Here is a 14095-nt window from a genome sequence, read left to right as displayed (position 1 = left end):
TCGCGGCACACCGTGTTTCGCGCAAGACGGTGTGCGGTTGTCCAACGCTCGGCGACGTCGGACCGCACGCTGCTCGACCGTCCAGCCGCGCCGATCGTCAACAAGCCACACACCTTCCACGACTTCGCCCGGCACGCCGCTTTTCGATACGGCGCTGTGCCTACTTCGTGTTCGTCTCCACGAACGGCGGGCGGATTACCTCGCAGCGGAGGCGGCGGCCGCGGACGTCTACCTCGACCTCGGTGCCGGGTTCGATGCCAGCCTCGGTGTCGAGGAGGGCGAGGGCGATGCCGATCTTGAGGGTGGGCGAGAAGGTGCCTGAGGTGGTTTCGCCGACCGGCTCGCCGTCACGCAGGACGTTCTGGCCTTGACGCAGAACGCCGCGGTCAAGTGCCTTGAGGCCGAGCAGGGTTCGGCGCGGACCCGCCGACTTCTCCTGCTCCAGTGCGGCTTTGCCCCAGAACTCGGGCTTCTTCCAGCCGACGGCCCAGCCGGTGCGGGCCTGAACCGGGGAGATCTCCAGGGACAGTTCGTGGCCGTGCAGCGGGTAGCCCATCTCGGTGCGCAGGGTGTCGCGGGCGCCGAGTCCGGCGGCCTGGCCGTCGGCGGCGCGCACCTGCGTGACGAGGGCGCGGAACAGCGGCTCGGCGTCGGCCCAGCGGGGCAGCAGCTCGTAGCCGTGTTCGCCGGTGTAGCCGGTGCGGCATACGCGTACCGGGCGTCCGTCCCATTCGGCGTCGGCGTAGGCCATGTATTCCATCTCGGTCGGCAGGCCGAGCGCGGCGAGCACCTCGGTCGAGCGCGGACCCTGCACGGCGAATACGCCGTACTCACGGTGCTCGTCGGTCACCGTGATGCCCTCGGGCGCCACCTTCTGCAGTTCCGCGACCACCGACGCGGTGTTGGCGGCATTGGGGACGAGGAAGATCTCGTCGTCGCTCACGTAGTAGGCGATCAGGTCGTCGATCACGCCGCCGTCGGGCGCGCAGCACAACGTGTATTGCGCCTTGCCGGGCCGGATCCGACCGAGGTCGTTGGTGAGCGCCGAGTTCACGAAGGCCGCCGCGCCAGGGCCGCGCACCGTCGCCTTGCCGAGGTGGCTCACGTCGAACAGTCCGACCGTGGTGCGGACCGACTGATGTTCGGCCACCGTCCCCTCATACGAGACGGGCATTTCCCACCCGCCGAACGGCGCGAAGGTCGCACCGAGCTCGACGTGTACACCATGGATAGGGCCTTGCAGCAGGTTCGAATCGGTCACCCGGCGAGCTTATCCGCCGACCCCGACCTCCGGCCCCCCTCCCGCACCGACACCGTCTGCCCCTCCAGACGACCCACAACCTCCAACCTCGTCAACACCGAAAACCAGCCACCCTCAGAACCACCCACCGCCCCTCCCAGTCCAGACTCCGGCCACCCACCGCTGGCCCCACCGAACGGGACATGACGGCGGCTCCACTCGCACTTTGCCGCCACCATGTCCCGTTCGAGCGGCCCCGAGACCCGGAGGTCGGCCAGCAAGCTCATCCGTGTTCGGACTCCGGGCCCGCCTTTCCTGCCACCATCCGCCTCAGATCAGCCTCGCCGAACGGAACGTGATGGCGGTGCCACTCACCTATCGCCGCATCGCGTCCGCACCTGAACTCCTGGCCCGTTCCGTCACGACCGCAGTCCGACCCTCCAGTCGAGATCGGCCGTCCATAGCGGTCAGGGCGCCTCGTTTGCACCAGACGCCGACCGTCGCCGCCCCACTGAGTCCCGACCCGCGAACGGGACATGGTGGCGCCACTACTCGCACTCTGCCGCCACCATGTCCCGTTCGAGCGGCCCCGAGACCCGACGGTCGGCAAGCAAGCTCATCGGTGCCCGAACTCTGGGCCCCTCCCGGCCACTCGTCCGCCCCAGACAATCGGCCTCGCCGAACGGAACGTGATGGCGGTGCCGCTAGCATTTCGCCGCATCGCGTCAACGCCTGAACTCCCGGCCCATTTCCGCACGGCCGCAGTCCGACCCTCCAGTCGAGATCAGCGGTCAGGCGCATCGTCGACACCAGACACCGAACGCCGCCGCCCCACTTAGTCCAGACCCGCAAACGGGACATGGTGGCGGCTCCACCTCGCACTTTCCCGGCCACCATGTCCCGTTCAAAGCACTAGCCGCGGAACCACATTGGGCGGAGGGTCGGGCCTCCGTCTGGCAGGTCGTGGGTGGTGCCGGTTTGGGCGAAGCCCATGCGGGTGTAGAGGCGGGCGGAGCGTTCGGTGCTTGCTTCGAGGTAGGCGGGGACGCCTGCCGAGGAGGCGGACTTCGTTTGATTCGCGAGGATCGCGGCGCCTGCTCCTTTGCCGCGATGCTGCGGCACCGTGACGATCACCTGCAGATACCGGTGTGGGAGTTCGCGGGGATGGGTGCGTGCGAGCAGGTCGGTCACCACGGCCATCCGCTGCAGCGGGCGCGCGTCGGGCACACCTTCGGCGGCCGCACGCGCCGCGAGCAGGTCGCTCGCGAAACGGTCGACCGAATCCACGTGCTGCCAGATCGACACCGCCCAGATGTCCGATTCCGTGCCTGCGAGCCAGATTTCGTCGTCACGCAGCGCGCGGTCGATCATTTCGGGCACATAGAGCGGACCGAACTCTTCGAAGGGATGCCCCTCGAGCACCCAGGCCGTCACCGCCTCGTCCGGGCAGGCGAGGCTGAACGCCTCGATCACCGCGTCGCGATCCTGCTCGGCCGCCTGTCGAACCACGATCTCCATCCGCTGACCCTTTCCGTAGTGAACGCTGTTTGCTCTCGCCAAGGTAGGCAGGTCAGGATGGTGCCGCTAGTATTTCGTCACACCTGTTCGTGTGTCGAAATGGAGGCCGATATGGCGTGCGGAAGCTGCGGCAACGTCCTCACCCAACCGACGCGCGGCCGCAAACGCCGGTACTGCTCGCGCGCCTGCCAGGCCCGCGCCTATCGAGCCCGCCGCGACGAAGTGACCCCGGTGCCACGCACCGCCCGTCCGACCAGACTGACCACGATCGCCATCCTGCGCGCGGCCGTCGCCCTGGCCGATCGCGACGGCATCGACGGACTCTCGATGCGCCGTCTAGCCAGCGAACTCGGCGCGGCGACAGCGGGCCTGTACCGCCACTTCCCCGATCGCGAGGCGCTGCTGGAAGGCATGGCCGAACTGGTTCTCGCCGAAATCCGCCCGCCCGCAACCGAACTCACCGACTGGCAAGCCAAACTCAGCTACGAGGCACACGAGGAGTGGCAGCTGTATCAGCGCCACCCGTGGATGCTGCCGATCCTCGCGCGCATCCGCCCGCCGATCGGCCCCGCGCTCGCCGACATCCTCGAACGCTCCTTCGCCGCCCTCGACCACCACGGCCTGACCCGCGAGTCGATGCTCACGATCTACCTGTCGTTTTCCGGATTGGTGCAGGGCCTCGCGCTGCTGACGAGTTCCGAACGCGCCGACCGGCTGCGCGGCACCGGAACTCCGGAGGTGCCCGCCGACCTCCCCGAACTGCTCGACCCGGCCGTCCGCCCCGTCATGCACCGACTGTTCGCCGACGGCCCGCCCGGCCCCGACCTGGACTTGGACGGAATCCTCGACGCCGGACTCGCACTACTCCTCGACGGAATCACGATCAGACTGCCCAGTAGCCTGAGCCAATGACCGCTGTTGCAGATCGCTCACTCGGACCGGACCTCGCCCGCACGCAGACCATCGCGGCGGATACCGATGTGCTCGTCCTCGGCCTCACCTCGTCCGAGAACGGTCCAGCCATCGTGCCCGAGGACCTGTTCAGCGATGTACTCACCGCCGACGTACGTGCGGAACTGCTCGATCAGCTCGGCGCGGTCGGCGCCAAGGGCAAGGCCGAGGAACTGACCAGGATCCCCGCCCCGTCCGCGCTGGCGGACGTGACGAGTGTGCTCGCCGTCGGCCTCGGCGCCGCCGACAAGATCGACGCCGAGCAGATCCGTCGCTCGGCCGGTGTCGCCGCCCGCGCGCTGTCGGGCACCGAGCTCGTGGTGACCACGCTGTCCGGTATCGATCTCGGTGCCGCCGCCGAGGGTTTCTACTTGGGCGCGTACACCTTTACGCCCTTCAAGTCGGACAAGTCCGCGCCGAAGCCGGACGAGCGCCCGGTGGCCAGGGTCGAATTGCTGGTACCCGAGCCGGAATTCGGCGAAGAGGAACTGTTCCGCGCGCAGCTGATCGCCGAAGCCGTCGCCACCGCACGGGATTTCGTCAACACCCCGCCGAGCCACCTCTACCCTGCTGAATTCGCCTCCCGCGCACAGGAATTGGCGGAGGCGGCTGGGCTCGAGGTCGAGGTGCTCGACGAAAATGCCTTGGAAGCAGGCGGTTACGGCGGCGTGCTCGGAGTCGGCAAAGGCTCGTCGCGGCCGCCGCGGCTGGTCCGGATCACCTACGCGGGCGGTCCGAAGAAGGTCGCGCTGGTCGGCAAGGGCATCACTTTCGATACCGGCGGCATCTCCATCAAGCCCGCGCAGAACATGGAGAACATGACCTCGGACATGGCTGGCGCCGCCGCGGTCGTCGCCACCACCCTGCTGGCCGCGCGGCTGAGCCTGCCGGTCACCGTCACCGCGACCGTGCCGATGGCGGAGAACATGCCGTCGTCCACCGCGCAACGCCCTGGTGATGTGCTCACCCAGTACGGCGGCACCACCGTCGAGGTGCTCAACACCGATGCCGAGGGCCGCCTCATCCTGGCCGACGCGATGGTGCGGGCGAGCGAGGACGAGCCCGACTACCTGATCGACGTGGCCACTCTCACCGGCGCGCAGATGGTGGCGCTCGGCACCCGCACCCCCGGCGTGATGGGCACCGACGCGTTCCGCGACCGGGTCGCCGAGATCTCCCGCAAGATCGGCGAGAACGGCTGGGCCATGCCGCTGCCCACCGAACTGCGCGCGGATCTGAACTCGAAGATCGCCGACCTGGCCAACGTCGCACCGCATCGCTGGGGCGGCATGCTCTCGGCCGGACTGTTCCTGAAGGAGTTCGTCCCGGACGGCGTGCAGTGGGCCCACCTCGACGTCGCGGGCCCGGCCTACAACACCGGCGGCCCGTTCGGCTACATCGGCAAGGGCGGCACCGGCGTCCCCGTCCGCACGCTGATCGCCGTCATCGAGGACATCGCCGGAGAGTGAGTCCGGTGCGCCGTCCGGAGCGATCCGGGCGGCGCGCCCCTTTCCGCGCTGTCCATCCGACACGTCACCAGGCCGCACGCGCACACCGAGTGGCTCACTTCATACGCCGCAACGACGTGTCACTCGGCACCCTCGAACCGCATGCATCTCGAGTCCCCGCCCCCGATTCGCGTGCGATTTCACGCACACCAAATCAGGACATCCGCGACACCAAAAACGTGTCGCCCAACGGTAGCCAAGGGCTATAGATCGCGCAGATCATCCTCGAACGCGCGCTGGCGTTCGATCCGTTTGCGAGCGTCGTAGTCCCGCATCCGTTGTGGATATCCAGTCTTCCCGACGTCATAAACGGGAATCCGCAAATCCTTGGCAAGCCGCTGCCCTCCGCGCTCGCCAACGATCCGACGTGTCCATTCACCATCGGCCGCGATCAACACGACAGTGACATCGGTCACGGTCGTTTTCGGCTCTAAATAGCCTTCGACGCCGACATGGGTGCGCACCCACTCAGCGAGATAGCGGGCGTCCTCGCCGCCACCCGAACCCGCACGTACCGCGCTACCACCCCGGGTCGCGCCGCCTCGGAAACGATCCAGCAAACCCAACGACGCGCACCTCCTTTCCAACCCCGGTACATCGCACGTACCGGTCTCCCCATCTTGCCAGCTCCGCGAAGTTCACTGCCCTTGTGCTACGCGCCGTGCGGTCGAGTGCAAGGATGGATCGCGGTACAAGAACCACACAGATCTCCGGTGCCACGCACAATGATCGGTGGCTTTCGGACTCGCGCCGCAACCCGCGACGGGGGTCCGCCGAGAGATCAACTGTTGTAGAAACCCGTCGAGCAGTCAGAGGAGTCAGAGGACATGGCCTTCTCCGTCCAGATGCCAGCTCTTGGTGAGAGCGTCACCGAGGGAACGGTCACCCGGTGGCTGAAGCAGGAAGGAGACACGGTCGAGGTCGACGAGCCGCTGCTCGAGGTCTCCACCGACAAGGTCGACACGGAGATCCCGTCCCCGCAGGCGGGCGTGCTGTCGAAGATCGTCGCCCAGGAAGATGATGTTGTCGAGGTCGGCGGTGAGCTCGGCGTGATCAGCGATGCCGGTGAGGCGCCCGAGCCGAGCTCGGCTCCTGCCCCCGAAGCCGCTGCTGCGCCCGCGCAGGAAGCTCCCGCCGAGGAAGCCCCTGCCGCCGAGCCCGCCGCTCAGGAAGAGCAGGCGCCCGCCGCCGAGGCCGCGCCCGCGTCGTCCGGCGACGGCACCTCGGTCAAGATGCCCGAGTTGGGCGAGTCGGTCACCGAGGGCACCGTGACCAGGTGGCTCAAGGCGGTCGGCGACGACGTAGCCGTTGACGAGCCGTTGCTCGAGGTCTCCACCGACAAGGTCGACACCGAAATCCCCTCGCCGGTCGCGGGCAAGCTGCTCGAGATCACCGCGCAGGAAGACGATGTCGTCGCTGTGGGTGGACAGCTCGGCGTGATCGGCAGCGGCTCCCCCGCCAAGGCCGCACCGGCGCCAGCGCCGAAGCCCGAGCCGAAGCCGGAACCCAAGCCTGAGCCGAAGCAGGAAGCGGCCCCCGAGCCGAAGCAGGGTCCCGCCCCGGAACCGGCCAAGCCCGCGGCACCGGCCCCCAAGGCTCCGGCGCCCGCCGCGGCCAAGGCACCCGAGCCGGATTCCTCCGGCAACGGCGCGACCCCGTACGTCACCCCGCTTGTCCGCAAGCTGGCCGACGAGAACGGCGTCGACCTGTCCGCGCTCACCGGTTCCGGTGTCGGCGGACGCATCCGCAAGCAGGATGTGCTCGCCGCCGCGGAGTCCAAGAAGGCGCCGGCACCGGCCGCCGCCGCTCCGGCCGCCGCACCCGCGGCCAAGGCACCGGCCGCCCCCGCGGCTACGAGCGCGAAGCTCGCCCACCTGCGCGGCACCGTGCAGAAGGCGAACCGCATCCGCCAGATCACCGCGACCAAGACCCTGGAATCGCTGCGCACCACCGCACAGCTGACCCAGGTGCACGAGGCCGACGTGAGCAAGATCGCGGCGCTGCGCGCCCAGGCCAAGGCGGCATTCAAGGAGCGCGAGGGCGTCAACCTGACGTTCCTGCCGTTCTTCGCCAAGGCCGTCGTCGAGGCGCTCGGCGTGCACCCGAACGTCAACGCCAGCTACGACGATTCGACCAAGGAAGTCACCTACCACGCCGCGGTGCACCTCGGCATCGCCGTGGACACCGAGCAGGGCCTGCTCTCCCCGGTGATCCACAACGCGAGCGACCTGTCGCTGGCCGGCCTGGCTCGCGCCATCGCCGACATCGCCAACCGCGCCCGCAACGGTGGCCTCAAGCCGGACGAGCTGGCCGGTGGCACGTTCACCATCACCAACATCGGCAGCCAGGGCGCCCTGTTCGACACCCCGATCCTGCTGCCGCCGCAGGCGGGCATGCTCGGCACGGGTGCGATCGTCAAGCGTCCGGTGGTGGTGAAGGACGACACCGGCAACGAGTCCATCGGCGTGCGTTCGATGTGCTACCTGCCGCTCACCTACGACCACCGCCTGATCGACGGCGCGGACGCGGGTCGCTTCCTCACCACGATCCGGCACCGGCTCGAGGAGGCCGCGTTCGAGGCCGACCTCGGGCTCTAACCGTCGTGCTCGCATGAAGGTCGTGATCGCCGGTTCGTCCGGATTGATCGGGACAGCGCTCGTCGCGGCACTGCGCCGCGACGGGCACGAGGTCGCCCGCCTGGTCCGCAGGCGGGCGGCGGGTCCGGACGAATACACCTGGGACCCGGTCCGCGCCGAACTCGACGAGCGGGCACTGCGCGGCGCGGACGCGGTGATCAACCTGTGCGGCGCGAGCACCGGGCGCCGCCGCTGGAACGGCAGCTTCAAACAGGAACTGCGCGACAGCCGGATCACCCCGACCGACGTGCTGGCCGCCGCGGTCGTCAAGGCGAGCGTGCCGACGCTGCTGAACGCCAGCGGCGTGCACTTCTACGGCGGCGCGACCGGCGACCGGGTGGTCGACGAAACCTCGCCCGCCGGTTCGGGTTTCCTCGCAACGCTGTGCCACGACTGGGAAGCGGCGACGCGTCCGGCCAGCGACGCAGGCGTGCGCACCGTGCTGTTGCGCAGTGCCATCGTGCTGTCGCGGCACGGTGGTCTGCTCAGCATGTTGCACCCGCTGTACTCGCTCGGCCTCGGCGGACGACTCGGCAGCGGACGTCAGTACACGCCGTGGATCTCGCTGGCCGACGAGATCGGCGCGATCCTCTTCGCCCTCGGCACCGACACCCTCACCGGACCGCTCAACGTGGTCGGCCCGGCGCCGGTCACCAACGCCGAGTTCAGCCGTGCACTCGGCCGGTCACTGCACCGGCCGACCCCGCTGGTGGTGCCCGCGTTCGCGCTGCGGGCGCTCATCGGCGAGCTCGCTCAGGAGGCGATCCTGCACGGACCGCGAGCAATACCGACGGCCCTCGAGGAGGCGGGCTACGAGTTCCAGCACCCCACCATCGGCGCCGCGTTGGCCGCGACGGTGGGACGACCCGGAGACGATCGATGACCGACCAGCTCGACACCCGCACCGCCACCCTCATCCGCGACGCGCACCGCGACGACCTGTCCGCGATCCTGACGATCCACAACGCGAATATCGCCACCTCCACCGCGATTTGGGATCTGGAGCAGGTCGGCCTCGACGACCGGCTCGCCTGGTTCGCGGATCGCACCGCCGCGGGCCTGCCGATCCTGGTCGCCGAAATCGACGGCAAGGTCGCGGGATACGCGAGCTACGGTCCGTGGCGGCCGAAGGCCGGCTACCGCTTCACCGTGGAGAACTCGGTGTACGTCGATGAGCGCTTCCACCGCCGCGGCATCGCCACCGCCCTGCTCACCGAGCTGATCGACCGGGCACGACAGTCCGGTCACGTGCACGCGGTCATCGCGGGCATCGAATCCGGCAACACCGGCTCGATCCAGTTGCACGAACGCTTCGGCTTCCGCGTCATCGGCGAGTTCCCCGAGGTAGGCCACAAATTCGGCCGCTGGATGGACCTCACCCTCATGCAACTCACCCTCCCCGTCCACGCGCACTAACGTGTGATCGGCGAGCGGCACACCACCGCGGGGCCTTCTCGCGTTTCGCGGCCACCCTGTGCCGCTAAATGTGGATTCGCCGGAGGTCGGTGCCGTTGCCTGTGACTCGCAGCGGTAGATGGCGGTGGTTTTGCGCTGTTAGGTGGCGCCGTCCCACCGGAGCGATGGTTGGTGCTGGTTGCGCGGGGGCGGAGGTGTGCATGTTCTGCGATGCCGGACGGGATGTGGAGGTGGAGTCGTCGAGACTCACGGGTGTGGGTTGATCTCGGTTGTGATCAGGTTCGTGAGCCGCTGGGCAGTGTCGAAGTGCGGGGTGAGGCGCGTTTTGGTCATGGCGAAAGAGATGCCCGTGGCAGTGTCGGCATAGACATAGCTGCCGCCACCACCCACCCAGCCGAACGCAGTAGATCCCTCGTCCGCTCGAGCACCGAGGCGTCCGAGCGGATAACCCAGCGCCAGTCGCACCGGGTTGCCGAAAACTTGGTCGGTGCCCTCGAATGCCACCGCTGTTGCTTCTGCGAGCTGGTGTGCGTCGATTAGCTGGCCGCTGAGGAGCGCGGCATTCGCGGCGGCGATTCCTCGCGCGGTGAAGGTGCCGACCGACGGGATATCTGCTTGCAGGGTCTGGTGACTGTTGCCCATGGCCGCGGTCGGTCGCCTTTCCCAGGGGGCGAGAACGGCCTCGTTGTCGGGTGGGGCGCCCCGGTGCGGTGTAGCGTCCTCGAGGCGCGCCAGCCGGGCCAGATCGGTTGCGGGGACACCGAAGTACAGGTCGCCATCGATCCCCAACGGCGCGGTGACCCACTCGTGGAGGAGTTGCCGCATCGGTTTGCCGGTAGCCCGGCGTGCGACCTCACCGACGAGGAAACCGTAGGTGAACGAGTGATACCCCGTCTTGGTCCCGGGACGCCAGCGTGGTGCGGCGTCGGCAATCGCGGCGCAGACCCGTGACCAGTCGGGCAGGTCGTCGGGTCCGATGTTGCGAGGCATCGCCGGCAGGCCGGTCGAGTGGGTGAGCACATGCCGGAGGGTCACGGAATCCTTGCCGCGGGCACCGAATTCCGGCCATAGCTCGACCACGGGCGTGTCGTAGCCGACCGCGCCCGTCTGGACGAGCAAGTGCGCGATGAGTGATGCCATAACCTTGCCCGAGGAGAAGCTGAAGACCGGAGTCTGCGGTGTCACCCGGCGCCCGGTCGCGCTGTCGGCGATCCCGGCGACGGCGTCGACAACAAGCGTGCCGTGCTGGTAAACGGCAATCTGCAGGCCGGTTTCGGCACCGGAATCGACGAGTTCGTCGAGGACACTCTGGATCTTGTGCTGCAGTGCGGTCATCATCGTCACCGGCCCGGCCACGTGTAGCGGGTCTGACTGGACTTCGGCAGCTTGCCGAATGCGAATCCGACGGTCGGCGTGACTCGATACAGCCGGGTATCGCCGGCGATGACGGCTTTGCCCAACCCAGACCAGGCCCCCTCGGGGTCGGTCAGATATGCACCGTACTTCCGCTCGAAGTCCGTGACAGCCACTTCGCGCTCGGAGCGCTCATTCACTCGCAATGCGACACCCTCGATGACGACGTCCACACCGGTCAGTGAATTCGTGCCGGTTGTCAACAGGCAGCGGGTGTTGTGCTCGAGGTTGAGCGCTTTGCGTTCCCGGCCACCCGTGGTGAAGCACAAGCCACCCAGACTCCACGTCGCCAGCAACGGCGTGACATGCGGTCGCCCGTCCGGGCGCACCGTAGAAAGCCAGAACACCTCCGCCGCACCGAGAATCGCCAACGTCGACGCCCACGGCGTCGCCTGCGCGTCCGGAGACGAGAACGACCCCAGCACAACATCGGGTTCACTGCCTGACATGTCACATCCTTCGGTCACGAAGACATGCTTGGCCGACAGACACCAACGACGTAGTGACAGTAAAGCCGACCTTCACGCCTACAACGGGTTTGCGTTGCTACTAGTTGAAGACGTGAACGCGCCGGGAAACTCATCGGTCAGCGCAGGTATCGGCAAGCCGTTCCGGTGTAACCCGAGTGGTGCGGCAGATCGTGACCGACACAGACCCCACCGCGGGAGGACTTGCCCACCCCAGGTGTGGGCCGTCCATGCAGGCATGACATAGCGAGCACGAAACACACGGTCATAGCCGCTTACCACGCTGACAGAACCGGCCAGCACGCCCCCCGAAATGCATGTAGGGCTGTCGTTCGGGTAGCAGTGACCGGTTACGAACGTTGGCGAGACACCCTGTGCCGCTGATCGTTTCCGCAGGCCAGATCTGTAACGCATGCCGTGTACGCGGCAATGTCAACCTGTCGGGGGTTGCCGATACGCTTCCGGCTCATGCGAATCGGCTACGGGCGCGTCTCGACGCGCCGCGACCCTGCGCGAACTACGCGACGACCTCAAACTGCTCTACAACCGGGTCAACATCTGCATCGACCAGCACATCAACGCCGGTGTCCGTGAGTACCGGACGGCCGACTACATCGAACTGCTCGTCATCGACGAATCCGAACGCCTGACCGCCATCGAGCACCTGCGCGACCAGTACGACCGCGGCGACCCCTCTTGCAACGACTGTTCGCCCAAATCCACCGCATCATGAAAATCAACGAACTCCACACCATCACCGCCGACGTCGTCGAAACCGCCCGCAGCACCCTCGTCATCGGCACCACCTGACGGTCATTCCAGCGCCACTCAACGGCGCGAGAACACCGCCAGTTTCCGCCGCGAGTCACACCGTTGCCGTCCGGCACCTTCCGACGTCCGCACACTCTCGCGGGCCCCAGCACGACGGCGCGCCTTCAACAGAATCCGCACCAGTCCTCAGCATCCGCACCCCACTTCGGGCATCTGCAACGAGTACAGACCCTGAGAAGGAGCGCGGCTTTCGTCCGCAGTGACGGGCTACGCGGCGCGTAGGGCCGCTCCGCTACCTTGTGGCACTCCCCACAGGGCACAGCTGGAATAGAACGACCCGTCCGGCGTACCGTCGAGCACGTGAACGACACGCGCACCACGTGGTCCGCCCGATTCGATACGACCCCGATCGTGGTCGATGATCTCGGACTCATCGACTACCACAGTGCCTGGGAACTGCAGCGATCCATCGCCGCGGAACGGGCCGACGGCACCGGATCCGATCGCCTGCTGCTGCTCGAGCACCCTGCGGTCTACACCGCGGGCCGCCGGACCGAGGCCGACGACCTGCCCATCGACGGCAGCCCGGTGGTCGAGGTCGACCGCGGCGGCAAGATCACCTGGCATGGCCCGGGCCAGCTCGTCGGCTACCCGATCGTGCGGCTCGCCGAGCCGGTCGACGTCGTGCATTACGTGCGCCGCCTCGAGGAAGCACTCATCACCGTCTGCACCGACCTCGGCCTGACCTGCGGCCGCATCGAGGGCCGGTCCGGCGTCTGGCTGCCGGCGACCGACGTGTTCGCCGAGCGCAAGATCGCCGCGATCGGCGTGCGCGTGCAGCGTGGCGTTGCCCTGCACGGCATCTCGCTCAACTGCAATTCGGCCATGGACGGCTTCCAGGCGATCATCCCCTGCGGCATCCGCGACGCGGGCGTCACCACGCTCTCGCGCGAGCTGGGCCGCGAGTTCACCGTGGCCGAGGCCAAGCCGCTCGTCGCCGACGCCATCGCCAAGGCGCTCAATGGCGAACTGCCGGTAACCGCGCACGATATTGCGCGCGTCACACCGGCAGGAGGGGCCGCGAGCGCCTGATCCGGTAGGCGTAATGTCGATCTAGTGACCTCAGCTTCAGCACCGGCAGGACGCAAACTGCTACGCATCGAGGCGCGCAACGCGGAGACCCCGATCGAGCGCAAACCTCAATGGATTCGTACCAAGGCCAAGATGGGCCCGGAGTATTCCGAGCTCAAGGGTCTGGTCAAACGCGAGGGCTTGCACACGGTGTGCGAGGAGGCGGGTTGTCCCAACATCTTCGAATGCTGGGAAGACCGTGAGGCCACCTTCCTGATCGGCGGCGAGCAGTGCACCCGGCGCTGCGACTTCTGCCAGATCGATACCGGCAAACCGGCCGCACTCGATCGCGACGAGCCGCGCAGGGTCGCCGAGAGCGTGCAGGCGATGGGTCTGCGCTACTCGACCATCACCGGCGTCGCCCGCGACGATCTGGAAGACGGCGGCGCCTGGCTCTACGCCGAAACCGTGCGCGCCATCAAGCAACTCAACCCGAACACCGGCGTCGAGCTGCTCATCCCCGACTTCAACGCCGTCCCCGACCAGCTGGCCGAGGTGTTCTCCTCGCGCCCAGAGGTGCTGGCGCACAACCTGGAAACGGTGCCGCGCATCTTCAAGCGCATCCGCCCCGCCTTCCGCTACGAGCGTTCCCTCTCGGTCCTCACCGCGGCACGCGAGGCAGGCCTTGTCACCAAGTCCAACCTGATCCTCGGCATGGGCGAGACCCCGGAAGAGGTCACCCAGGCGATGCGCGACCTGCACGAGGCAGGCTGCGACATCCTCACCATCACCCAGTACCTGCGCCCCTCCCCCCGCCACCACCCGGTCGACCGCTGGGTCAAGCCGCAGGAGTTCGTCGACCACTCGAAGATGGCCGAGGAGATCGGCTTCGCAGGCGTAATGGCCGGCCCCCTGGTCCGCTCCTCCTACCGAGCAGGCCGCCTCTACAGCCAGGCCATGGCCCACCACGGCCGCGAAATCGCCCCCGCCATGGCCCATCTCGCCCAGGAAGGCACCGCCTCCCAAGAAGCCTCCGCCGTCCTGGCCCGCTTCGGCAACTGACTTCTTCGCAGACCTGATCAGGTCCTCGCGCATCCACTGGAT

13 protein-coding genes are annotated in these 14095 nt (G+C 67.8%); 7 read left to right on the top strand and 6 right to left on the bottom strand.

The annotated features are described in order from the left end of the window. Window positions 1-160: 160 nt before the first annotated feature. Entirely contained in the window at window positions 161-1261 is a 1101-nt protein-coding gene (gene gcvT / locus OG203_RS39010; protein WP_405162215.1) for a glycine cleavage system aminomethyltransferase GcvT, read from the bottom strand. An 891-nt stretch (window positions 1262-2152) separates the two neighbouring features. After that, window positions 2153-2758: a GNAT family N-acetyltransferase gene (locus OG203_RS39005; protein WP_405162214.1), complete on the bottom strand. Its 606-nt coding sequence runs from the start codon at window positions 2756-2758 to the stop codon at window positions 2153-2155. 111 nt (window positions 2759-2869) lie between these two features. Here OG203_RS39005 and OG203_RS39000 point away from each other — a divergent pair, with 111 nt between their 5' ends. Then, the gene (locus OG203_RS39000) at window positions 2870-3670 is read left to right on the top strand and encodes a TetR family transcriptional regulator (RefSeq protein WP_405162213.1); all 801 of its coding nucleotides are present in this window, start codon (window positions 2870-2872) and stop codon (window positions 3668-3670) included. Next, window positions 3667-5178, top strand: coding sequence for a leucyl aminopeptidase (locus OG203_RS38995; RefSeq protein ID WP_405162212.1), 1512 nt, complete (start codon window positions 3667-3669; stop codon window positions 5176-5178). Before OG203_RS39000 ends, OG203_RS38995 begins: the two co-directional genes overlap by 4 nt. A 242-nt stretch (window positions 5179-5420) precedes the next feature. Here the strand turns inward: OG203_RS38995 and OG203_RS38990 are convergent, their stop codons facing one another. Then, window positions 5421-5783 (bottom strand): oxidoreductase, encoded by a 363-nt coding sequence (locus tag OG203_RS38990; protein WP_405162211.1) that lies wholly within the window; start codon window positions 5781-5783, stop codon window positions 5421-5423. Window positions 5784-6044: 261 nt separating this feature from the next. On the opposite strand from OG203_RS38990, the gene sucB reads away from it, so the two are divergent. The 3 genes from sucB to OG203_RS38975 are packed head-to-tail and all read left to right on the top strand — an operon-like array spanning window position 6045 to window position 9269. Continuing rightward, entirely contained in the window at window positions 6045-7814 is a 1770-nt protein-coding gene (sucB, locus tag OG203_RS38985; protein WP_405162210.1) for a 2-oxoglutarate dehydrogenase, E2 component, dihydrolipoamide succinyltransferase, read from the top strand. 13 nt (window positions 7815-7827) lie between these two features. Continuing rightward, entirely contained in the window at window positions 7828-8736 is a 909-nt protein-coding gene (locus tag OG203_RS38980) for a TIGR01777 family oxidoreductase (protein WP_405162209.1), read from the top strand. Continuing rightward, the gene (locus tag OG203_RS38975; RefSeq protein WP_405162208.1) at window positions 8733-9269 is read left to right on the top strand and encodes a GNAT family N-acetyltransferase; all 537 of its coding nucleotides are present in this window, start codon (window positions 8733-8735) and stop codon (window positions 9267-9269) included. Before OG203_RS38980 ends, OG203_RS38975 begins: the two co-directional genes overlap by 4 nt. A gap of 246 nt (window positions 9270-9515) precedes the next feature. On the opposite strand, the gene OG203_RS38970 is transcribed toward OG203_RS38975, so the two are convergent. The 3 genes from OG203_RS38970 to OG203_RS38960 all read right to left on the bottom strand — a co-directional run bounded on the left by OG203_RS38970 (window position 9516) and on the right by OG203_RS38960 (window position 11813). Then, window positions 9516-10604 (bottom strand): serine hydrolase domain-containing protein, encoded by a 1089-nt coding sequence (locus tag OG203_RS38970; protein WP_405162207.1) that lies wholly within the window; start codon window positions 10602-10604, stop codon window positions 9516-9518. Between the two features lie 5 nt (window positions 10605-10609). Next, entirely contained in the window at window positions 10610-11131 is a 522-nt protein-coding gene (locus tag OG203_RS38965) for a pyridoxamine 5'-phosphate oxidase family protein (RefSeq protein ID WP_405162206.1), read from the bottom strand. A 535-nt stretch (window positions 11132-11666) separates the two neighbouring features. Then, window positions 11667-11813, bottom strand: coding sequence for a hypothetical protein (locus OG203_RS38960; RefSeq protein ID WP_405162205.1), 147 nt, complete (start codon window positions 11811-11813; stop codon window positions 11667-11669). A gap of 467 nt (window positions 11814-12280) precedes the next feature. Here OG203_RS38960 and lipB point away from each other — a divergent pair, with 467 nt between their 5' ends. After that, window positions 12281-13012, top strand: coding sequence for a lipoyl(octanoyl) transferase LipB (lipB, locus tag OG203_RS38955; RefSeq protein WP_405162204.1), 732 nt, complete (start codon window positions 12281-12283; stop codon window positions 13010-13012). Between the two features lie 24 nt (window positions 13013-13036). Beyond that, a complete protein-coding gene (gene lipA / locus OG203_RS38950; RefSeq protein ID WP_405162203.1) occupies window positions 13037-14053 on the top strand; it encodes a lipoyl synthase in 1017 nt (338 codons plus the stop codon). Window positions 14054-14095 lie beyond the last annotated feature (42 nt).

Source organism: Nocardia sp. NBC_01499 (assembly GCF_045040275.1).
In the GTDB taxonomy this organism is placed as follows: Bacteria; Actinomycetota; Actinomycetes; order Mycobacteriales; family Mycobacteriaceae; genus Nocardia.
This window is presented reverse-complemented; position numbering and strand designations above follow the sequence as displayed.